General features: G+C 42.3%; 15 protein-coding genes. 7 read left to right on the forward strand and 8 right to left on the reverse strand.

Annotated features, from left to right (window positions below):
• Positions 1–71: 71 nt before the first annotated feature.
• Genes ACO6S0_RS10965 through ACO6S0_RS10975 form a run of 3 tightly spaced genes read left to right on the forward strand, consistent with a single transcriptional unit; the run spans position 72 to position 2,794 of the window.
• The gene (locus ACO6S0_RS10965) at positions 72–1,058 is read left to right on the forward strand and encodes a TRAP transporter substrate-binding protein (RefSeq protein ID WP_422348422.1); all 987 of its coding nucleotides are present in this window, start codon (positions 72–74) and stop codon (positions 1,056–1,058) included.
• Positions 1,055–1,516 (forward strand): TRAP transporter small permease, encoded by a 462-nt coding sequence (locus ACO6S0_RS10970; RefSeq protein ID WP_422348423.1) that lies wholly within the window; start codon positions 1,055–1,057, stop codon positions 1,514–1,516. The genes ACO6S0_RS10965 and ACO6S0_RS10970 overlap by 4 nt, the downstream gene beginning before the upstream one ends.
• A 3-nt stretch (positions 1,517–1,519) precedes the next feature.
• Positions 1,520–2,794, forward strand: a complete 1,275-nt coding sequence (locus ACO6S0_RS10975; protein WP_420400180.1) for a TRAP transporter large permease — start codon at positions 1,520–1,522, stop codon at positions 2,792–2,794.
• A gap of 24 nt (positions 2,795–2,818) precedes the next feature.
• Here ACO6S0_RS10975 and ACO6S0_RS10980 read toward each other — a convergent pair whose 3' ends face one another.
• Complete coding sequence (locus ACO6S0_RS10980) at positions 2,819–4,585, reverse strand: glycoside hydrolase domain-containing protein (RefSeq protein WP_422348424.1); 1,767 nt, start codon at positions 4,583–4,585, stop codon at positions 2,819–2,821.
• Between the two features lie 169 nt (positions 4,586–4,754).
• Here ACO6S0_RS10980 and ACO6S0_RS10985 point away from each other — a divergent pair, with 169 nt between their 5' ends.
• Positions 4,755–5,405, forward strand: a complete 651-nt coding sequence (locus ACO6S0_RS10985) for a carbohydrate-binding family 9-like protein (protein WP_422348425.1) — start codon at positions 4,755–4,757, stop codon at positions 5,403–5,405.
• 11 nt (positions 5,406–5,416) lie between these two features.
• Here the strand turns inward: ACO6S0_RS10985 and ACO6S0_RS10990 are convergent, their stop codons facing one another.
• Complete coding sequence (locus tag ACO6S0_RS10990; RefSeq protein WP_422348426.1) at positions 5,417–6,448, reverse strand: substrate-binding domain-containing protein; 1,032 nt, start codon at positions 6,446–6,448, stop codon at positions 5,417–5,419.
• Positions 6,449–6,614: 166 nt separating this feature from the next.
• Between ACO6S0_RS10990 and ACO6S0_RS10995 the strand changes: the two genes are divergently transcribed.
• The 3 genes from ACO6S0_RS10995 to ACO6S0_RS11005 are packed head-to-tail and all read left to right on the forward strand — an operon-like array spanning position 6,615 to position 9,273.
• Positions 6,615–7,715: a galactokinase family protein gene (locus ACO6S0_RS10995; RefSeq protein WP_422348427.1), complete on the forward strand. Its 1,101-nt coding sequence runs from the start codon at positions 6,615–6,617 to the stop codon at positions 7,713–7,715.
• Positions 7,716–7,718: 3 nt separating this feature from the next.
• On the forward strand, positions 7,719–8,606 hold the full coding sequence (locus ACO6S0_RS11000) for a sugar phosphate nucleotidyltransferase (RefSeq protein ID WP_422348428.1): 888 nt from the start codon (positions 7,719–7,721) through the stop codon (positions 8,604–8,606).
• A gap of 4 nt (positions 8,607–8,610) precedes the next feature.
• The gene (locus ACO6S0_RS11005) at positions 8,611–9,273 is read left to right on the forward strand and encodes a LacI family DNA-binding transcriptional regulator (protein ID WP_422348429.1); all 663 of its coding nucleotides are present in this window, start codon (positions 8,611–8,613) and stop codon (positions 9,271–9,273) included.
• Between the two features lie 36 nt (positions 9,274–9,309).
• On the opposite strand, the gene ACO6S0_RS11010 is transcribed toward ACO6S0_RS11005, so the two are convergent.
• The 6 genes from ACO6S0_RS11010 to ACO6S0_RS11035 form a co-directional block, all read right to left on the reverse strand.
• Positions 9,310–12,414, reverse strand: a complete 3,105-nt coding sequence (locus ACO6S0_RS11010; protein WP_422348430.1) for a DUF5107 domain-containing protein — start codon at positions 12,412–12,414, stop codon at positions 9,310–9,312.
• A gap of 16 nt (positions 12,415–12,430) precedes the next feature.
• Positions 12,431–15,736 (reverse strand): VCBS repeat-containing protein, encoded by a 3,306-nt coding sequence (locus ACO6S0_RS11015; RefSeq protein ID WP_422348431.1) that lies wholly within the window; start codon positions 15,734–15,736, stop codon positions 12,431–12,433.
• Between the two features lie 81 nt (positions 15,737–15,817).
• Entirely contained in the window at positions 15,818–17,398 is a 1,581-nt protein-coding gene (locus ACO6S0_RS11020) for a SusD/RagB family nutrient-binding outer membrane lipoprotein (RefSeq protein ID WP_422348432.1), read from the reverse strand.
• 9 nt (positions 17,399–17,407) lie between these two features.
• Positions 17,408–20,764 (reverse strand): SusC/RagA family TonB-linked outer membrane protein, encoded by a 3,357-nt coding sequence (locus ACO6S0_RS11025; protein WP_422348433.1) that lies wholly within the window; start codon positions 20,762–20,764, stop codon positions 17,408–17,410.
• 173 nt (positions 20,765–20,937) lie between these two features.
• Positions 20,938–22,017: a FecR family protein gene (locus ACO6S0_RS11030; protein ID WP_422348434.1), complete on the reverse strand. Its 1,080-nt coding sequence runs from the start codon at positions 22,015–22,017 to the stop codon at positions 20,938–20,940.
• Between the two features lie 155 nt (positions 22,018–22,172).
• A complete protein-coding gene (locus tag ACO6S0_RS11035) occupies positions 22,173–22,823 on the reverse strand; it encodes an RNA polymerase sigma factor (protein ID WP_422348435.1) in 651 nt (216 codons plus the stop codon).
• Positions 22,824–22,850: the final 27 nt, after the last annotated feature.

The raw sequence follows: 22,850 nt of genomic DNA on the forward strand, positions 1-22,850 counted from the left end.
TGAAGAATGGGAAATTAGCCCATTGTTTTTTGTAAATTGGAATCCAACCAAACAAACAACCCATTCTTCGAATGAAAAAAAACCTCAACCTAATTTTAGGATTGGCATTCCTTTTATTGATGGTTGGATGTTCACCTAAAAAAGATCAACCTGAATTTTTGCTCAGAGCCAGTCACTTGGTAGGTGAAGACCATACGTGGTACAAAGCTTTCCAATATTTTGGGGAAATCCTGGAAGAACGTTCCAACGGGCGAATTGTACTGCAAAACTACCACTCGGAACAGTTGGCAAAGGAAGTAGAGGCCATTCGCATGATTCAGGCCGAAGTGATTGACATGACCATTACCAGTGCCATGTTAAGCAGCTGGGTGGAGGTGATGGTTTTCTGTGAAATGCCTTTCATGCTGCAAGATCCAAATGATGTTGACAAATTGGTCAACGGCCCGCTTGGGAAACGTATCGAACAAGAAATGATTGCCAAAGCAGGACTGCGACCTGTAGGGTATTTTCGCATGGGTACCAGACACCTAACTTCAAATAGACCCATTAAGCATCCAGATGACCTAAACGGTCTGATCATCAGGGTACCCAATGTTCCAGCTTTTGTAAAGGCATGGGAGGCTTTAGGGGCCAAGGCAACCCCTATGGCATTTTCCGAAGTTTTCACCTCGCTACAGCAAGGTACTATTGAAGCCCAGGAAAATCCCTTCGCCCAAATCAAGGTTTCCGGTTTTTATGAAGTACAGGATTATTTGAACCTCACAGGACATGTGGTCAGTTGGGTATATCCGTTGATTGGGGAAAAACAGTTTCAAAAATTTCCGGATGACCTCAAAGAGATTTTTCTTGAAGCTGCTGCGGACATGCAGGCCTATGAAAAGAAGATCTTCATGGAATACGAGGAAAACGCCCGACAAGAACTTGAAGCCCTGGGGATGACTTTTGTGGAGGTAGACAACAAAGCCTTTATAGACAAATGCGGAGATGCCATTTTCGATACTCTATCTCCAGAAATGCAGGAAATCTACACCCAACTAAGAAACGATCTAAAACAATGAAAATAGTACAAAGACAGGTTGGAAAATTGTTGAAGTGGGGTACGCTTCTGAGCACGCTGGGCTTTGTGGCCTCTACGCTTATACAAATCTATGCCCGTTTTTTTATGGCCAAAGCTCCTTCTTGGACAGAGGAGGCCGCTCGCCTCTTTTTCATTTTTGCCATTGGTTGCGCTTCAGGTTTGGCCATGCGGGGCAGTTACTATGTCCATTTCGATTTCCTATACGAAAAGCTCCCATCAAAATTGAAATTGCTGATCATGAAGGCCATTTATATATTGATTGTGGTTCTCTTCGTGATTTTCACCTATCACAGCTTTCAATTTGTAATGGACGGTTGGATTGAAAAATCGCCAAGTCTGCGATTTCCTATGGCCGTGGCCTTTATTGGGGTTACGATTATGGGGCTGGCCATCTCCTATTATGCCCTAGCTAAATTGATTTCCCTTTTCAAAAAATAAAAAATGATCTGGATTCTACTTGCTGTTTTTATCATCTGTCTTTTATTGCGTTTTCCGATTGCATTCTGTCTGGGTCTCTCTTGCTTGGTTTTTCTATTGCTGAAAGGCATTCCCCTTATAGTAATGCCCATGAAAATGTATTCGGGCATCGACGTATTTGTGCTTTTGAGTATACCGGGTTTCATAATTGCGGGAAATTTGATGAACCATGGGGGATTGACGGAAAAAATCATAGGCTTCTGTAACCATCTGATTGGTCATGTTCGAGGCGGCCTTGCGCTGGGTAATATTGGAGCTTCCATGCTTTTTGCCGGAATTTCGGGCACAGCAATTTCGGATACGGCCAGTATTGGTTCGGTAATGATACCTGCTATGAAAAAGGAAGGCTATGATGCCGCCTTCTCTGCCGCTGTCACTGCTTCCTCTTCTACAGTAGGGCCAATCATACCTCCCAGTGTTCCCATGATCATTGCTGCAACTTTAAGCGGACTTTCTGTTGGGAAATTGTTTTTGGCAGGTGCCTTGCCAGGTTTCCTATTGGGTTTTAGCTTAATGGTCCTCACCTATTTCATCGCCAAAAAAAGAAATTATCCCAAATTGGAACGGAGTACGGCCAAGCAAATACTGAAAGGGTTTGTAGAAACTTTTTGGTCGCTGTTAATGACCTTCATCATTCTTTTTGGAATTATTGGTGGAGTATTTACCCCAACAGAGGCTTCAATTATTGCTGTGATCTACGCTTTTTTGGTGGGCAGTTTAGTGTACAAAAAACTCACCTTCAAAACGACCATGGTCGTAATCCTGGATTCCATGAAAACTTCCGCTTCGTTGATGGTGCTTATAGGTTTTGCCAATCTGTTTGGCTGGATTCTGATTACAGAACAGCTCCCTCAATTGATCTCCTCGGAAATCATCAATTTTTCGGAGAACAAATATGTGGTCCTGTTGCTGATCAATCTCTTGCTGATTTTTGTAGGCACCTTTATGGAAACTATTGCCGCCCTCTTAATCCTATTTCCCATTCTGCTGAAAGTTGCCACGGCCGTGGATGTGGATCCTATTCATTTTGCCGTGATAGCCCTGCTCAACCTCATGATCGGTCTGACCACCCCTCCTTTGGGTGTGTGTCTTTTTGTATCCTCCAGTATTGGCAAGGTTTCCATAGGAAAAGTGAGCAAAGCAGGCTTCCCCTTTTTATTGGTAAGCCTGTTGATCTTAACTTTGGTAACCCTTTTCCCCGATCTATCCCTATATCTCCCTAGGCTGTTTATGGACTAGTAGCTGGATGTATCTGGATACCCATTACTTTTCAGACAAAACATTGATTTGGTGTTTGGCGTCGCTAAGCATTTGTTCCAATTCCCCCGGTTTTTCGGTTATGTTGAATTGATTGACCAGTGTATTCAAAGTCGCCAATTCTTGCTCCATATTTCTACTTATGAAATCCTCTCTTAAAACCCGGACTTTCTCAGCATCTTGAATGCCTTCCCTCAAAGTCTCAAAACGAATGGAACTTCTATTACCTGGATAAACCAAGTACGTATCACCTGCTGGCCAAGTCTTGAAGCGCGAATCCTGAAGTGGGTTTTCCACCCAACTGTTGTACGACCAGTGCAAGAAACCATCAAATTCAGCTGCTATGCTGTACCAGCCGATAAACACCCCTTCTGATGGGTCGGAAAAGGTAAACACATTGGGGAATTTGTCCGCACAGCAAACATAGTGTGTACTAATATATCCCCTTTGCTTGCGGAGGGATAAATCTTCGGCATCAACGGTAGCGCCAAAAGCCACGGAAAGATCCTTCATCTGGTCTGGATAGAGCTTATAGCTTTTGTGATTGTCCGCTAACGAAAAACCAAGTTCCGGTGCATGTTCCTCCAAAATCCCCAACATGGCTTTCATTTCTTCGGGCCCTCGTTCATCCATGGCCATTCGGGCAATACCGTACCATCCCTTTTCCATCAGATGTGATTTGAACTGTTCCAGGAATGGTGCCCAAATTTCTTCATATATCTTTGTTCCTGGAGCTGCCTTAACCTTGATTTCTTTGTTTTCCCTTTCATCAAAGTAGTAAATCTCATTGCCCCAAGGCACCATGGAATAGCAGTTGATTTGTTGTTTGATACCTAAATCCATCATAAACTGCACCCAGTTATCAAATATTGTAAAGTCGTAATGCCACGTACCGTCCGCTTTTTTTCTCCAATCAATCATCGCTTCAAAGGGATCAAATGTTTGACCTCCCCAAGGTCTTTTGTTCAAAGAAACCGTGATTACCTTTTGCCCTGCATTTGCCAATCGTTCCATCCCAGGTTTCACCAAGGCCCAGTGTTCATCGGACCATGCCTCAACGCCGAAGTACCTAGCTACCGCGTAGGGGTTTTGCCATAAATCCAAATGAAACTTCCATTCTTCAGGTTTGGGTAAAACCCGATCTTGCACGGTCAACTCTAGCGTAAAGTCTTTATTTTTCTGTCCTTCAACCTCTAATTCCAATGTACTTTTATAAAGTCCAGGTTTCGCATCAGATGGTACGTCAATGGTCAACCATAGAGGTCGTGTTTCGCCAGCCTTTACTGCATAAGAAGCAACGGTATCCAAGGCATCGGCAGCCAAGGAAGCCGCATAATCCTCCGGTTTTCTATGGCCGCATCCATCTGCAAATTCATCCGTGATCACGTATTTCACAAAACGAGCTTTAGAGGATTCAACACCAATTTTATCACCTGACCCAGACTCAAACTCGGATATATTTGCCCTTACATTGGAAATGGAATCGTTGGACCAGAGCACCAACTGTGCGGATACCCGTTCTCCTCTCCAAGCTGTGGCCTCCCAGGCGTTCTTAGGGGCTACATTGGGCATCTTACTTTTTACGAAGCGAATTCCAGTGGATGCAAAACTGGCATTTAACCCTTGTGGTGCCTTAGACCAATCAGATGCGGTATCCGGTGATGGATCTGCCGGCTCCTCATAAGTGGAGGCAACCGCTATTTTCGTTTGCTGTTGGCATGCGGTAAAACCAATTAGAAAAAATGAAAAAACGGAAAATAATAAAACCCTCATTATTAGTGATTTATGATTTGTGTTAACGTTACCACCAAAGATGGTGAATTACCACTACTTCTGCAATTTTCAGATGAAAAAAATGAGTGCTTTGCAGGAATTCCACACAGGTCCTGACCCCAGCCTATTTATTGGGTGAGGTGTCATTTTATTTTGTAACCTTTGCAAGATGCAGCAAACGAAGGTTTACTCCATAAGAAAAATAAAAGGTGTCGAACCCTCAACGACTTTCCCTAACAACAACTTATGGAAGTCTGCGGAAAGTCTACATGCCTTTCATCAACCCTGGGGACAAGAAAAATGCCCAGAAATCTTGTTCAAGGCACTACATGACGATGAATATCTGTACTTAAAGTACGTAGTGCAGGATGCCCATGTTCTTTTATACGATGGGGATAACGGAAAAATGGACGTAACCCAGTCCGATCGTGTTGAGATTTTCATTAGCGCAGACCCACAATTACAGACCTATTATTGTTTGGAAATTGATCCATCGGGAAGAATCTTGGATTATTCGGCCTCCTATCATAGGGAATTTGACTACCAATGGACTTGGCCTGACGGACATATTTTTGTTACCGCAGATATTGGTTCAACCGATTATCAGGTGGACATCAGAATCAGCAAACATTCCTTGAACCAACTAGGCTTGATACATAACAACGCATTTTATGCAGGTATCTATCTAGGCCATTGTGTTGCACTTCCAGATGAAGGAAAGCAGAATGCCAGATTAAATTGGCTCACCTGGATCGATCCTTTGGTGGAGGATCCAGATTTTCATGTGCCCTCATCCTTTGGCATCTTGGAACTCACATAGAGACCCCTACCTTACAGATAACTTTTTACGTTCTCGGAATTTATGATGTCAATGGGTAAAAGCTCAACCTTGGCCAACTCCTTATTGAATAAAAGTTTCTCCACAAGGCTACGAAGCCCCAAATAAGCTTGTTGTCTAGGAGCTTGATGTATTAAAAACTGTACTTGATCATTTTGCAAACAATCTACATTTTCCCGTAGAAGGTCATATCCAATTACCGGTTTTTTTATTCCCAATTTATGTAGCGCATTGGCTACTTCATAAGTCCTTGACGTGGTTACAAAATAAGCTTCAATATTGGGGTGTTTCCTAACGGTTGCACCAAAGTTGTTTCTAATTTCTTTGGAACTTAGAATGAGGGTTAAAATTTTATTTTCCTCATGCCGCTCTTCAAAAAAGGATCTAAACCCATTTTCCTTTTCCTGCATGTGGGTCGCGTTGTTGTACGCTTCTTCCACATGAATAATAGCTATCTCTCCAGGTTGGTCAATAAGATTGGACACCAATTTGGCGCCGACCCGTCCACTTAAAAACAAGTCTTGGCCTACATGATGGTGAACATGATCCCATACCGGACTATTGAAGGTGGTAGATAAAATATTCCTATCGTTCAACTCCTTTTGCAGTTGGGTACTTTCCTTGCCAAACAGGGGAACAAATAGCAGTGCATCAGGATTTTCTCCAAGGATTTTATTTCCTGCCCCTAAAAAAGATTTTGGTTCGGAAGGATCAAAAGTGTGCAGGGAAAAATTTAGGTCGAAAGCCGAAAATTCATCCATCAGTTCGGAAACCCCTTTCATGCAGGGTTCCCAATAAGGATCCTGTTTGGCGTCCGGGATAAGTATGTGGATGGTGTACACCACATTATTCCTTAAAGACCGAGCTATGGGATTAGGGGTGTATTCCAATTCCTTAAGTGCTTGGTTAACCTTGTCCAAGGCTTTTTTTGAAACCCTGCCCCTATTGTGTAACACACGATCCACCGTGCCGATAGAGACCCCAGCCAGCTTGGCAATATCCTTGATTGTGGTGTTTTTTTTCATCCTTGTGACAAATATATCCAAAAAAGAAACCGATGTATTGTGTACCTTAACACTAAAATTATGTTAACGTACACATTTTTTCCTATCTTGCCCCAAAATTGACCGTGTAAGTCCGATTTTTTGCCAAAAAGTAGGACCATGCAAAATCAGTATTGAACCGTTGCGAATGAAGGAAAAAATCATTGCTATAGCGCCTGGAAGAACATGTTTATTTGGGGATCACCAAGATTATTTGGGACTCCCTGTAATAGCCTGTGCTTTTGACCGGCATATAAGATTGGAGGCCAGTAAGAACAGTACGGACAAATTGGTCATCAACATGCCTGATATTGGAAAACAACGTATCCTTGAATTCGATGTTCAGGACAAGGAGGTTTCCAAAGGAGATCATCTATTGGCCACCTTAAAAATCCTTAATAATTATGGTTGCGTACCAAACTCCGGCTACGATCTAACCATTTCTGGAAACGTTGCCATCAATGCGGGAACCTCCAGTTCCAGTGCCCTTATCCTTACTTGGGCTCTGTTTCTGGTGCATGCCTATGGTTGCAACGTCCCTATAACAAAAGAATTTATCTCACAAGTTGCTTATGAGGCCGAGGTGACATTTCATGGTGCACCGGGAGGTAAAATGGATCAGTTTAGCATTGGCTTGGGCGGCATTATTTATTTGGAAACCGGCGATCAATTGGAATACGAAGTGTTTCACAAACCACTGTCAGGCTTAATTGTGGCCGAGTCCGGAATTCCCAAGGATACTACTGGTGTCCTAGGGGAACTAAAAGAAAAAGCTTTGCTCGCCATCAACAAGGTGAAGGAAAAATTACCCTCGTTCGACGTTGGCAAAATTTCCAAGGATGATCTTCCCAAATACAGAAACTATGTCCCGGACGACCTAAAAATATACTTGGACGCAGCCATATTGAACCATGATGTGACGCAACAAGCCTTGATTGAATTCCAGCTGCAAGAGTTGGATCCGGTTAAAATTGGGAAGCTTATGAGCCAGCATCATAACATCTTAAGAGATTATTTGGATATCACTGTTCCCCGTATTGATACTATGATCGAGGGAGCCTTGGGTGCAGGTGCTCTTGGAGCCAAGATCGTGGGTTCGGGCAGAGGAGGCAGTATTGTGGTCTTGGCAAAGGATGGAGAACAAGACAAGGTCATTAAAGCGTTAATGCAATCAGGCGCCAAGGATGCCTATGCTGTTCAGATAGATGAAGGCGCAAGAATTTTAGAACCTCAAACCAAAACATTGTAATTAATGAAAGAACACTCAAATCTTATTGTCTTAGCGGGCGGCGCATCTTCCAGAATGAAGAAACAGGTCTCTCCTGATAAAGGGCTTAGTGCCGAAGACATTAAACAAGCCAACGAACGCAGCAAAGGCCTTATTGCTGTGGGCAACGAAGGTAGACCCATGATGGATTATGTCCTATACAACGCCAAACGCGCAGGATACACCCATATTTATATTGTAATTGGGGAGCAGGGTGGCCTATTCAGGGAATTTTATGGTAACAAGGATAGGGACAATGAATTCCACGGGCTCAAGATTTCTTTTGCCATCCAATATATCCCAGAAGGAAGGGTGAAACCTTTTGGTACGGCAGATGCGGTTTTTCAGGCTTTGGAGCAATTTCCAGAGTTGAACAACACTTCCTATACGGTTTGCAATAGTGATAACCTTTATTCGGTAGAAGCATTGACCGCGCTTAGAAAGACCGATAGTCCCAACGCTTTTATAGGCTATGATAGGGATGCCATGTTATTTCCCATGGAACGCATTTCGCGCTTTGCCTTGGCCAAACTGGATAATGACGGGCATCTGTTGGACATTATTGAGAAACCCTCAGAAAGCGAGGTGGAGCGATATCGGGATGCTTCCGGTAAACTTCGGGTAAGTATGAATGCCTTTACGTTTAACGGGGCAATGATGCATCCCTATATCAAGAATTGCCCTGTGCATCCAGAAAGAAACGAAAAGGAACTTCCCACTGCCCTATTGAATATGCTGAAAGATCATCCTGGTTCTGCCATCGGGATTCCATTTTCTGAACATGTCCCTGACCTTACCGCAAAGGAAGATATTCTTGAGGTCAAGGAGTTTTTAAGAGAAAACTATCCAGAATTGGATTGGGAGTCGGCCTAAAAATATGAATGCAAAATTTCCAAAAGGAATTGAACAAAATGAATATAACATGCACGGTTTAACCAACAAAAAAACAGCACACAACAAGCAGATTACTGCTCCCATGGCCAATTTAAAAGATTTGGCCAGAATTTCAGGATTTTCCATTTCTACCGTGTCCAAGGCACTGAACAACAGTGATGAAATCAGTTCGCTTACCAAAAAGAAATTGCGAAAACTTGCAACAGATCACAACTACATTCCAAACAAAACAGCCTGTGCCTTGCGAAAGCAAAAAACGGACGTACTCATGGTTTGCCTACCGAAACAACAGTTGTGCAAATATTCAGCTGTAATTGAAGGAATTATTGATAAATCCCAAAACCTTGGGTATCAAACCTTGATTCATCAATTTGACCCCAAAACGTTACACCGAACACTGAAGCGGCTGGAACCCCAGAGAACCGTGGACGGTTTGATATTTCTTTTGGAACAAACAAATCCCACCACTGAAAACTTGCTTGATCAGCATGTGAAAGAAGGATTGGCTTTGATCAAACACACCCAAACCCTACCGCCCAATTCTGACATAAAAAAACAGCGTGGTATTGGCAGGAAACTTGGCAAGGCATTAATAGAACGAATTGACTGGAAAAACAATGCTCCAGAACAATTCTCCATAGTTTAAGAAATAGGTTTCAGCACATTTTACAAGATTCAGAATTTACTGCTGACTCACTATAAACTTCAGTATTTCCAAGAATCTGCTGTCCCATTTTAGCTTTCCATTTAACTCCTTCATCCTCCTCTCGTCCTGATCGTACACTGCCAACAAGCCCGCCGCTGTTTGGTTGTCTTCAGATTCCTTTTGGATTTGGGACAATACGGTGTCCCTATCTTTTTCCTTATCTAATTTTCCCAAAGACATTAGTTTGAACATGCTATTTCTAACGACATTCTGGTTGGAGTCATTACGGTAATCGGCAACCTGCTCAAAATAGCTACTAGCCTTATCCGTATTTTGAAGCTTTTCGTGGCAAAGGCCCAAAAGATAGTCGGCCATTCGGGTATCCGGGTTAAAAGGAGCACCCACTCCCAAGTTTTCAGGCCACTCTTTTGAGGCTTCCAGTAGGGGAATGGCTTTACTGAACTGTCCTTTGTCCATAAACTGTTTGGCTCTATAGATGTGCGCGTGGTCATAGATTTTTTTGCTCTCGGAAGCGTGTTCAAAAGGCAAAACATTCAAGCTTTCCAGTACTGCTATTGCCTTGGAATAATCTTCTGTGGACACCAAGGCCTTGGCATAGCTCAATCCTATGTTGTAATTGCTTGGGAATTTCTTGTAACCTTTCTTGGCAAGTACCGCCGCCTCAACGTTTTTATCATGATCCAAATAGAATAGAATGAAATCATCCCAACGTTTCCAATTGCCCTTGTTCAAAGCAAGGGAAGTTTCAAAATCCTTATGTAAATCCTCATAAGGAGCATCGCCCAGAATCTTGGCCCTGAAGCTGTAGAAGGTGTCGTTATCTGGTAAATCGCCACATTTCTTCAATAATTCAATGGCCTTATCTTCTAGTCCAACCGCCAAATAGTTTTGGGCCAAGTAGTATTTAAACTTCCAATGATCATGGGTAGAAACGGCCCATTCCAACACTGGTATGGTCTCCCGTCTATATGGAAAAACAAAATCAGGGGACTGGCTTGCCAATCCAGAAAGCAGTTGTTTACTCTTTTCCGAATTTTTGGAAGCATAGGCCAAATAAAGTTTTGATTTTATATCCGTGGAATTAAAATCCAATAAGTGCTCGACTATCTGATTTTGTCCCAAGTTCCGATATTCCATAGCCAGATCCAACAAAGTCTCTTTCGGAAATTCATTTTGGATGCCCTCTGCAACATGGTTTGAGGAACCCTGTTTGAAAAGAAATTCCTCATAAGTGGCGAAATGGTTTATAGGACTAATTTTAAATACTTTTTGTAGCTGTCTATTAAACGCTTCGGTATTGTTGTACTTTCTATACACTACCAATAAAACCTGCCTGGCATTTAGGTTATAGGAGTTGAATGCCAAGGCTTTTTTTGCATAACTCTCGGCTTTATCCAATTCGTTCCTGTACAGGTGTATTTCTGCCATTTGGGCATAGGAAACCGAGCGAAATTGTATGGATCTTGCCGCCCAACCAAAAGATTCCAAAGCGTTGAGCGCATCTTTTTGGGCCCAATAGGAAATTCCCGCCAGGTAATTGGCCTCAGGGTTGTAGGTATCCAATTGTAAAGCCGTATTGGCAAATTCCAGGGCTTTGTCATATCTGGTTTTTCTATATGCCGACTCAGCAGCTAGAATCAGGGCGCCGGGATGTGTCTTATCCAAGATGAACAATTCGGCCAATTTTTCATCCGCCAATGCATATTCGCGATACTTCATGGCTTCCGAAGCTTCATGATACAACTGCTCTACCTTGGAAGGCTTGATTTCTGGCTTATAAACAAAATCCCTTTGGAGCAAGGTTTTACTTACTGATGTATACTCCAATTTATCGGCACCAACAGCAATATCCAACGTATCTGTGTCTTTGCACGGGAAGGTTTTGGTGAAAATCTGCATGGGCTGCATTTCTAGGGATTCTCTCAAAACCTCCTTCTTATTCACAAAAATTTGAAGCGGTTCCTTAAATGCTTGTAGCGCATTAATTCCCAACGTAGCCGTCTCTCCATTCCGTTCCACGTTTAACACTCCATATGCGGAAGCGGCTTCCATCCCTCCTATTTCTTTGATAGGAAACCAGAGTTCCTGCCAGGAATCCATGACATAAGGGTCAAAATTGGCTTGGGAAACCGGATTTTTGGCTCCCGGGAAATATTGATTGAACAATCTTCCTGCCTGAAATTCAATATACTGACCATCGGCATCCGTGAGAAGATCTTCCCATATACCACCCGATCTTGACAATGCCCATAGCCATAATTTTTGTCCTGGCATTTCCTCATAAGGTGATAAATGTCCAAAGCCAACATTTCGGTCATGATAATAACCTCCAAAGTAATTTTTGTAATCCCCAACAATATGATAGGATTTTGAGGTGCCAAAATTGTTGTTTTTGTACATGGCCAGGTTTCTGCCCTTCTCATCAATGGGCCAATTTTTCCAAGTGCCATCGTGCTCCAGATATCCGTTGCCCGGGATAAAAAATTCCAAATCATTGGTTGCAGGGGCCGCGCCGGTCATCCAGTTGTAATAGGATTGATTTAATGGGGTTCCATTGTACCAAGAGGCATTGGTCTCAAAATATGCCTTGTCCTTCTCCAGTTTAATTTCCACCTGCCAATATGTTCCTGATGGCAAGTCCATATTACCTACAAAACAACTTACACTTCCGTCTTCGTTGGTCGCTGTTTTATAATCCACGGCAGTTGCTGTCCCAGGATGATGTCCTATAATCCCAAAGTTAAATTCTATACCACCAGAAGTCCATGGACCTCTCATGGCAATATTCCGAAACTTGACCACCTCATTCCGATACAAAAACTCATTGCCCGTGCTCTTTTCAATGGCTCCCCAGACCTTTCCCCCAATTTCCGGTAGCACATAGACCTCAATGTATTCGTTTTCCAATTTAACCACTTTCCATCCCTTTTTTTGGGATGTATGGGCGTATTCCTCAAATTTGAAGTAAGGGAATATTTTAGGGTTTTCCGTTAAAATGGGAACTGGGTTTGGTGCTCCAAATCCGTACGTATCCAATTGTCTTATCTCTTCACTTATTGTGGCGTTTTGTGCCATGGTGCTCAAAGAGACAATCCATAAAAGTGTAGTTATTTTTTTCAAAATTCTAGTTTTAGTGCTAGTCTTCAGCGGTTGCTCTGTAAACCAGCACAGGTTGATTGTTTCTTGCAAATAGTAGTAGCGGAGCTTCCGAATTTCCATTGATCATCACCAAATCGCGGACCTCACCAGCTACATTGAGGCCACTTTCGACATCTGCGACAGCTTGAAAGTCTCCTTGGCCATTGCCCAACAACAAAAGCCCATTGTTGGCATCATAACGGCCATATTTAACTCTGGTTCCGTAGAAATTCCCTGCCAAAACCAAATCTAGATTTCCATCTTTGTTCACATCCTTTGCCAGAATTGCGTAGATGGGTGAAAATTGGGTTTGGATAGGAAGTGGGGTCAGCTTGAACTTGCCATCCCCAAGATTTTCCATATAACTGGTAGAAAAATTGTTGGCTTCCAAAAGGTAGGCGTCTTCCAACTCTTCGGGAGAAAAAATATCGGTTATTTTCTGGCTGGCATAGTCTGAGTAGTTAACATATTTGGCTTTCAATCCGGCTAGCTGTTCCACCAAATCATCTTTTGAGAATACGGGATAGCTTTCCCCCATGAGGTAGGAACACAAAATGGGATCAATAGCTCCATTATCATCAAAATCCTTGGCGTACAATTGAACGGGTTCATCCGGTGAAGCTTTTAATTGCGAATTCCATCCGAAGTTGCCGATTATATAGTCTTGATCGCCATCATTGTCGAAGTCCCCTTCAACAATTTTGTTCCACCAGCCTTTGGAATTTTGGGTGTCGACAGCATCGGTTGCTTCTATTAATTTTCCATTCTCATTGCTAAAAAAGCGGATGGACATAAACTCGCCCACTAAAATCAAATCTTTAATTCCGTCTCCGTTGAAATCAGTCCATAGGGCATCTGTTACCATACCGATACGGGACAAATCCTTGTTTACCTCGTTAGTACTATCCTTGAAATTGCCATTTCCATCGTTCTCCAAAACATAACTTCTGGCTGCCATAGGATATTGGCCAGGTACTGACCTACCACCAACAAACAGATCTTGATCACCGTCCTGATCGTAATCATAGGCTCTCACGCAGGATCCATTGGTCAGCATTTTGGGCAAGGCGGACATCTTTTTGGTAAAGCTCCCGTTGTTGTTAATGTACAATCGGTCCTGAAGTTCAGGAGCCTCCTCTTCAAACTCATGACTTCCACTAACCACATAGAGATCCATATCCTTATCGTTGTCTGCATCAAAAAACAATGCTGCAGTATCTTCAGATGGCTCATCATCTTTGAACGTAAGTGCATTAGTCTCAGTAAAATCACCGGTTCTTCGCTGTACCAAAATTTTTCCAACACTACCTTTGGCCCCACCTATAAAAATATCCTCAAGGCCATCATTATTGATGTCCGATTTGGCAATTTTGGGCCCTTGGGTGGAAAGTTGGTGAGGAATAAGCGATTCCCTCTTGAAGTCCACAAACATATTTTCGATATGGTTAAAAACCAATAAGCTATCGGAAGTTATATCTGAAAAATACTGGGTTTGTGAGGTTTCCTCAGTAGCTTCTGCGACAGCTGCATCCGTTTGCGCCAACTGCAGCGTTTGATTGGCCTCAATGTTACTTTTTACGGTAACCGTCCCATCAGGCCATATGACCTTTAGATTATCTACCATCTGTACGCTTCCCAAACCAAAAATTAGGGAAGGATCTACGGAGGATTGAAACCCCCTGGCAGGATACAACTCCTGATGCAATAGCAAGGTATCTGATTTAAGAATTACTTTGGCTCCCACCGCCAAGGTATTCCCGTCCTTGCCTTGAAGCTGTATTTTTAGGTAGTTGTTGTTCTCTAGAAGCTCACTGTTATTACGATAAATGAAAGCTTCATCGTCTGTATTGTTGACCACCAAGTCATAATCCCCATCATTGTCCAAATCCACATAAGCCGCGCCGTTGGAAAGGGATTTCCCATCCAGCCCCCAATCTGCCGTCACTTTTCCAAAAGTTAAATCCCCTTTGTTCCGGTAGGCGTAATTTTCTTCGATGGTGGAAGGAATGTTTTCCAATAAATCCTTAATGGCGGTTTCCACGCCAGAATCCATTTCTTCCAAGCGCTTTTGAACCGCAAAATTCATGAAATCCATATTGGTATAGTCCCGCTTAACACCGTTGGTCACGAATAAGTCCTTGTAACCGTCATTATCAAAATCCGCAAAGAGTGGTGCCCAGCTCCAATCGGTGGCATGTATTCCCGCCAACTGCCCAATTTCTGCAAAGGAATTCCCCTGGTTCAAATGCAGCATGTTTCGCATATACTGATGATGAAAATCGGAATCCACAAGAAATTGGTGCTTGTCATAGTTATCCGGGCCAGAGACCATTTTTTGTCTGAAGTTCCCCTCTGGAAGCATATCCAAGGTTACAACATCCGGCTTCCCGTCGTTATTGATATCCGAAATATCAGACCCCATGGAAAAATGCGAGGTGTGCCCTATAAAGTCCTTTAGACTTTCGGTGAACGTTCCATCCCCATTATTCAAATACAAAAAGTCATGCTCGTGAAAATCATTGGAAATATAAATATCGGGCCATGTGTCGTCATTGATGTCGCTGACGGAAACACTTAATCCAAATCCCAATACACTGGACATGATTCCAGCCTCTTGGCTGACATCAACAAATTTTCCATTGTCATTTCGGTACAAACGATCCGCATAATCCGGATATGACTTATCCCTTAGTTTATTGGAGGCATTTTTAAGGCTCGAATACGGCTGCACGGAATGATTTAGTACAAAGACATCCATGTCTCCGTCCTTGTCATAATCGAAAAAATTGCCCTGGGTCGAATACCCAAAGTCGTCCAGACCATATTCCGCTCCCCTTTCTGTAAAGGTTAAATCCCCATTGTTGATAAAGAGCAGGTTTCTCCTCTTTTCCTTGTCCTTGGCTGCTGAGCGGCAGACATAAATATCCAAAAGACCATCCCCATTTACATCTGCCATTGAAGTTCCGGTATTCCAGAGCCCTTCTGCAAATACGCCAGCTTTTTCAGCAATTTCCTCAAATTTAAAATCCCCTTTGTTCAGATATAGTCGGCTTCCAACCATACTTCCTGTAAAGTATAAGTCTTGCAGCCCGTCATTGTTGATATCACCGACGGCCACTCCTCCCCCATTGTAAATATTACCATAGGTAAGAATGTTGAACTCATCCGTTTCGGTGACCAGGTTTTTAAATTTAATGCCGGTATGGCTCGAGGGCATTTTGGAAAACAATTTGCTGGAATCTATTTTTTTGCATGAAACAAGCATACAGAACACCAGCAGCAAAGCTTTATAATGGGAACTCATATATTTTGGATTGGTTTATGTCTTTTAAGATAGTACAATAAAAAACCTGTGGGGTCGCCACAGGTTTTTTTTCTCCCCTTTTTAGAAATTAGGTCCTCCGGTATCCCACCAGAGTCGCGTTCCTATTTCATCGGGGCCACCTAACTTAGTCGTTGCATCAGCGACACCTTCAGGATTGTTGGTCCGTTCGCTGTCTATAAATGTCATTCTTCTTAAGAAATCATCATCTGCGATAACCCCCCAATCCGAGTTACTATCGTTCTGATAATTGAACGGAAGTTTGGGATAATCGGTTCTACGATGGTCTACCCAAGGTTCCATGGAATCTGTGTAAGCAGCAATCCATTTTTGGGTAATGATTTTCTCCAATTTGGTTTCATTATCAGCTGCTTCATCCCAAGCAATAGTGTTTGTGATTCTGTTTGTGAATGCATTAACACCAGCATCTGCCTTTGGATCTGTATAATCCCATGGAATGCTGGTATCATCCGCCAAATAGTCGTCTACGCCACCTGCACCCCAGAGCTCAAAGGAAGTCCGGACTCCCATTTCATAGTTCGCTCCAGCATCTCCTGCTCCAGCCCAACCGCGTAGTGCGGCTTCCGCCATAAGGAAATATACTTCATCTGCACTGATCATTTTACGATCTGTTACTACTGCAGGATCGTTGAACGAAAGATCAATAGTGGAATAACTCAGCCTATCATCCTTGGCTCCCAAAGTGGCACCGTTACGGATTCCTTTGTAAGGCCAATCTGGGTGATCGGCAACAACAGCGGGATCGGTTGCCTCATCAAAAAAGGCACTTACCCTTGGGTCTCCATACCCACCTAAGATGGATTCCATACTTGCACTCATTCGGGTATCGTTCCACTCAAAGCAGATGACCGCTGGGTGATACTTTCTTCCATAATTGGAAATATTGAAGTTCTCCGCATTGGTCAAAATTAGCCCTGCGGAATCTGCCAAGGCTTTTTCTCCCTCAGCTTGCGCCTTGGCTGGATCTACCTTGGATATCCTGATGGCCAAACGAAGCCTCAAGGTGTTTGCCATCTTGGCCCAAGCGGCAATGTCACCACCATAACTGGCATCAAAAGCGCTGAAACCTCCAAAATCGGTATTAGCTTTCAAGACACCTATTATACGATCCAAATCTGAGAAGAACGCATTGTAGAGCACTTGCTCGCTATCATACTCCCCTGTTTTACCCAAACCGAATTCAGTATAAATAATAGGCCCTTGGTACACTGTTAGACGGTGCATGGACAGGATCTTGATCAAATTGGCCAATTCGATAAACACCTCATTACCCTCTTCTTGCGAAGCAATGTCAATTACCTGGTTGGCAGGGGCCATTACGTTGTTGTACTGCACGCTCCAGTACCTGTTCCAACGCAAGTAATAGGTCGTATTGTTCACCCCACCCACAAAAGGTGTTGGAGTGGCCAAATGTCTTGCAAAGGAATCATTGGTCAAATTATGGTCAATCTGAATACCATAAAGGTTGGACAACAAGCCCGGGAAGAAAGCACCAATATTGTTGAAATCCTGTTTTAATGATTCATCAGAAATCTCGTATGGATTGGTATTGGTCTCTTCAAAGTCGCTGGTACAGGCACCTAGTGCCAGCACCATTGATAATACATATATATACTTCTTCATATCCATTTTTTAAAAAGTTACTTTAAGGTTCAGTCCATAATTCCTTGTAGAAGGTAGATTGAAGTTATCCAATCCAACAGAATTTCTATTGGTACTCATGGCCAATTCCGGATCAAATGGTGCATCTTTTTTGAAAAAGAATAAGTTGTTACCAATAAAGGCAATGGAAGCTGACTGTATGAAAGGCATATTCAATTTGGCCAAGTTAATATCATAAGCCAAAGACAATTGTGCCAATCTAATATTGGTTCTATCATACACATAAGCTTCACCTACACCATTACGGTCTCCGATGAAACGGAACCATTGTTCTGGGTCTACGCTGGTTACCGCAGCTCCCGAAGATTCCACAACACCATTAACCGCAACACTTCCTGCATCACGTGCATCCGCTGTACGCTGTGAAACTCCTGCACCGTCCAACATGGATTCTGTTTGGCTAAATACCTCACCACCAAATACTGCGTTGATCAAGGCACTTGCACTCCATCTTCCAAAGGATACTGTATTGTTCCAACCTAAGGTAAAGTCCGGATCAAGGTTACCTATCAATTCATAATCTTGGGTTCTTAGCGGATTACCGTTATCGTCGAACAGGATTCTTCCTTGATCATCCCTACGGAATTTCAATACATACAAATCATTGAATCGTCCACCTTCAACCAATCTAGATCTATAGCCTTCAGATGATCCCAAATCAATAATCCTTTCGTCATCTGGACCTATATCCACAATCTCACTTCTGTTCCTTGTAATGTTGAAAGCTGTATTCCACTCCAAGTTGTCATTTCGAATTGGAGTACCATTCAACGAAACCTCAATTCCTTTGTTTACAATTTCACCAGCATTAATGAATTTCTGGGTGTATCTACCTTCAGACTCTGGGTCAGATGCATCTAAAGGAACGGTAATAAACTGATCCTCGGACTTAATATGATAATAGGTGAAATCAATTCCCAGTCTATTACCAAAGAAGCGCCAATCTGCACCAATCTCGGTACTTGTAATGATTTCCGGTTCAGCATCTGTAAATGGCTTGGTCGTATTACGTGTTAAACTACCAACTGGATCGGAAATACTGTTCTGAGGGTTGATCCTGTTAAAAGGCACCTCATTGGCCACCTGGGTTTGGGAAACCCTGAATTTTGCAAAACTGATGGCCTCTGGCATTTCAAACATTTCACTGACAATAGCCGTTAAACCTACGGATGGATAGAAGTAGGAATCATTTCCTGTAAGTGCCAAGGTCGAAGCCCAGTCATTTCTTCCACCCAAATCCAAGAACAACATTTCTTTATAACCCAATGTGGCATTGGCAAACAAACCTTGCTTCTTGATCACTCCATTGGTTACCGAACGAACCGGTGTCTGAGTCAAGGCCAAATTCTGGAAATTAAATTCATTTGGATAAATGAGTCCGTTACCACTACTTGGGGTTACCCGTACACCATCTCCATAATCAGTTTCCGTATAACTACCTCCCACAAGTGCCGTTAGACTAAAGTCATCAGATAAATCGGAATCATAAGTCAAAATGGCATCAGTATAGATCAAACGATCTTCGTATTTGTGATAATCCCAAGTACCATTGATGTTTACATTGGTTGGGTTGGAAGTAGCAGCGTGCTTTTGCTCCCTTGTAACATTGGCATAATCATAATTACCCCTAACCTGAAGGTTAAGTGCATCCGCCAACTGATAGTTCAACGTTAAGTTGGCAATAACCCTTCTGTTGTTCTGGTCCCTAGGTTGGTTGTTAATTATCCAATACGGATTGGACTGGTGGTGATCATTTACAAACCAGTTTTGGGCCATTAGATTTCTACTTTCATCAAAAATCTGGTAGTTGACCCTGGTATCTTCAAAATCACGATTCCTTGGGAAGAAATACAGACCTGTCAATGGGTTGAGGTAATATCCTGAAGGTAATCTGTTTTCGGAATTCTCTATGGACAAGATAATATTCGAACTTACGGTCAACTTATCATCCAATAGTTTGGTAGATTGTTTAAAGGATACATTATTTCTAGAATACGTGTTATCTGGAGTAATCCCGGTAGCTGTTGTATTGGAATACGAGAAATAAGCCGTAGTCCTGTCGTTTCCACCACTCACGGAAAGTGAATTAATAAAGTTGGCTCCTGTAGAAAAGAAATCATCCACGTAGTTACTGGCATAGTTACCAGGAGTTGTATCCCAGCTTTCCTTGGCTTCTCCTACCGCGCCATACTTAAATTGAAGATCTGGCGTCTCAATAACACTTTCAAATGTAACACCTGAGTTCAGGGATACCGTAGTTTTACCAGCTTGTCCTTCTTTGGTGGTAATCAATACCACTCCATTGGCACCAGCACTACCATAAAGTAGGGCTGCGTTTGCTCCCCTTAGGATACTGATACTTGCAATATCATCTGGGTTTAAGGCTGAAATACCGTCTCCGGAATCAGTTCCACCCCACATACCAGGTTGACCGCCACGATTGTTTGCCAATGGAATACCATCGATTACAAATAAGGGGGTACTGTCCCCAGTCAAAGATTTGTTACCTCTCAGTACAATTTTGGTGGATCCACCAGCACCTGAGCTACTTTTCTTGATTTCCACACCAGCGGTTTTACCGTTGATACTATTAAGGAAGTTTACATCTCTTGTTTTTGTAATCTCATCGGCGCTTACAGTTTGTTGGGCGTAAGTCAGGGTTTTTTCTTCCCTTTTGATACCCAAAGCGGTTACCACCACTTCTCCTAATTGCTCTGCGTCTTCACCCATAGATACATTAATGGTTGATTGTCCGCCCACAGCAACTTCTTGGGCAGTGAACCCTAAGGAAGTAAACACTAGTACTGCACCACTTGAAACCGAAATGGTATAGTTTCCATCAAAATCGGTAGATGTACCATTTGATGTTCCCTTTTCCACAACGTTTACCCCAGGTAAAGGTGCTCCCGTGTCATCTGTAACGTTTCCTGTCACGGTTTGTTGAACGACTTTTTCAATAATTTCAGGAGCAGCTTCTTCAAGTCTTGGCGTCACAGCAATAGTGCTGTTCATCCTTCTAAAATTCAAGGAAGCCTCTTTACTTATCTGCTCCAACAAGTCGTACACGGAATGTGTTCCCAGGGCAATTTGGAACTTTGTCCTCTTGTTCACATCATTCTCGTCATAATTGAATTTGAATGCAGATTGGTTCTCGATTTCTTCAAAGACATCCAATACCTTCACCTGTCGGTCTGAGTTCCACTCAAGGTAGGTGTCCTTCATACTTTGCGTATACCCCTCATTAGCCATTGCAAAATAGCAGAACACCATTTGCAAAATAAATATCCTAGAGAGCATAGCGACTGTTTTAGATAGTTTAAATTTCATACTTTTACATCGGTTTAGTTGATATACTTTAATTGAACTTTTGATGATAAGTTTGCCTCCATCGAAAGTGCCATTTTCTTTGGAGCAAACTTATTTTTTACGGGTAGCTTTTCATTTTCATACGTTTAAGTTTTAGTGGTTATTATTTCAAATTGTTTAAGTTCCATTTTTCGCTACTTAAAATAGATCGTTACCTCCCTTTCATCTTCCTCATCTATCCTAAATGAGAATTTTTCCACGAAGGCTATCCTCGCCAAAACACTTTCCAGGCTTTCGCTTGGAAATTCACCTGTATAGGTAACACGCCTCTTCAGATTGCGAACAGTAATGTTCACGTCGTACCAGTTTTCCAGGGTCTCCTCAATTTCATCAAAACCAGCGGCCTTAAAGACCAAAGTTCGCTTGGTCCACTTATAAAAATCCATATCGGCATAGGCCGAAAAGTTAAGTTCCCCATCTTCCGAGGTAAAAGTGGCTTTACCTCCAGGGCTATCAATGATTCCAACTTTCTTGTCCTCGAGCACAGGAGCAACGGAAATTTTACCTTCCACCAATCCAACTTCCACTTTTTTCCCTTTGTGAGCCTTTACATTAAAAGCAGTACCCAAGGCCTTGGTCACCAATCCATTGGATTTAACCAAAAAAGGTTTGGTTGGGTCCTTTTCTACCTCAAAGTAGGCCTCACCTTCCAAATAAACCTGTCTGTCATTGACAAATCTGGAAGCATATTTGATTCTACTATTATTATTAAGGTATACGGTTGTACCATCGGGAAGGGTAATCCTTGATTTTTTTCCCCTCAGGTTTTCTTTTTCCAAATAGGTAATGGACTGGGTGGTTGGCACCAACTCTGTTGTTGCGGACATCCGCATTCCTATAACCAAACCGAAGAACAACAATCCACATGCTACCAAGGGAAGAGCAAAGGACATTAAACTACTCCCGTTACTTTTTGGAATAAGGTTTCTTTTGCCCAAAATGGACGTTAAAAGTTGCTCCCTGGCCTTATCATCCAACTCATTGTCCAGATGAAAGCTAAGGGAAAGAAGAATCTCCTTGGCCGCTAATACCGTATCTTTTTTAGAAGGGTTTGCAGCCAACCAGTTTTTCCAGAAAAAATGCGAAGATCTATTTGGTTTAGTTACCCAATCCCGAAATTCAGAATCGGCTAAAAAATCCTCAAGTTCATACTCGTGATAGTCCATTTGGTGTTCTCCTGTATTATAAAGACTTAAGAAAAGGTTAAATGACATCAAAAAAAATTGCCTTTTTTGCAAAAATTTAAGACTTATGTTGTCAATTTGTATGCTTCCTTACTGTTAACTATTGATTATTAGGCAACTACAGTTTTTAATTGGAAATAAAAAAAGTTGCTTGAAATTTGAATTAAATGGTGCCGAACAACGCTTTATCCTATTTTTTTGGGTTCCCCCAAAATCTCCACCTGTTTTTTTAACTCGGTCAGAGATCTGTAAATTAGGTTTCGGGCCGCCCTTACACTGGCAAAACCCATTACATCCTTTATTTGGGCATAGGTAAGCCCATTATAATAGAGGTAATATATAGCCTCTCTTTGCCTCCGGGTAAGTTTGTTGAGGGAATCTTGAATCAATTTTATTTGATCGGACTCAAAGCGTCTATTGATCAGGACACTTTCATGTGATGGGGTTAAATGGAACGCGTAAGGTGTTGCTGAAAAATTCAAGGTCATATTCTTTTTCCGCTTTTTCTGTTCGGACAGAATGTTGTTTCTATAGCATTTAATGAGAAACTCCTTTGCTGAAACTACTTTATGAAGTTTGCCCCTTTTTTCCCGGATCTTGATAAACGTTTCCTGTAATACATCCTTTAATAATTCCGTATCTCCAGAGAATTGCCTGCCAAGATTGTAGAGCATTTGAAAATAGTGATTGTAGATTTTTACGAATGCAGCTTCGCTACCATCACAAAACAATTTCCATTCCTTGGGAGCATCAAAATTACAGGTATCCGGTTTTGTTTTCGAATTGCCCGTTATCCGATGAATTTTTGCAGCTGCACTGAGGTTAGGTGAAGCCATGTTAAGTTAGTTAGTTAGTTGTGGTGT

The organism is Flagellimonas sp., assembly GCF_965233845.1.
Taxonomy (GTDB): domain Bacteria; phylum Bacteroidota; class Bacteroidia; order Flavobacteriales; family Flavobacteriaceae; genus Flagellimonas.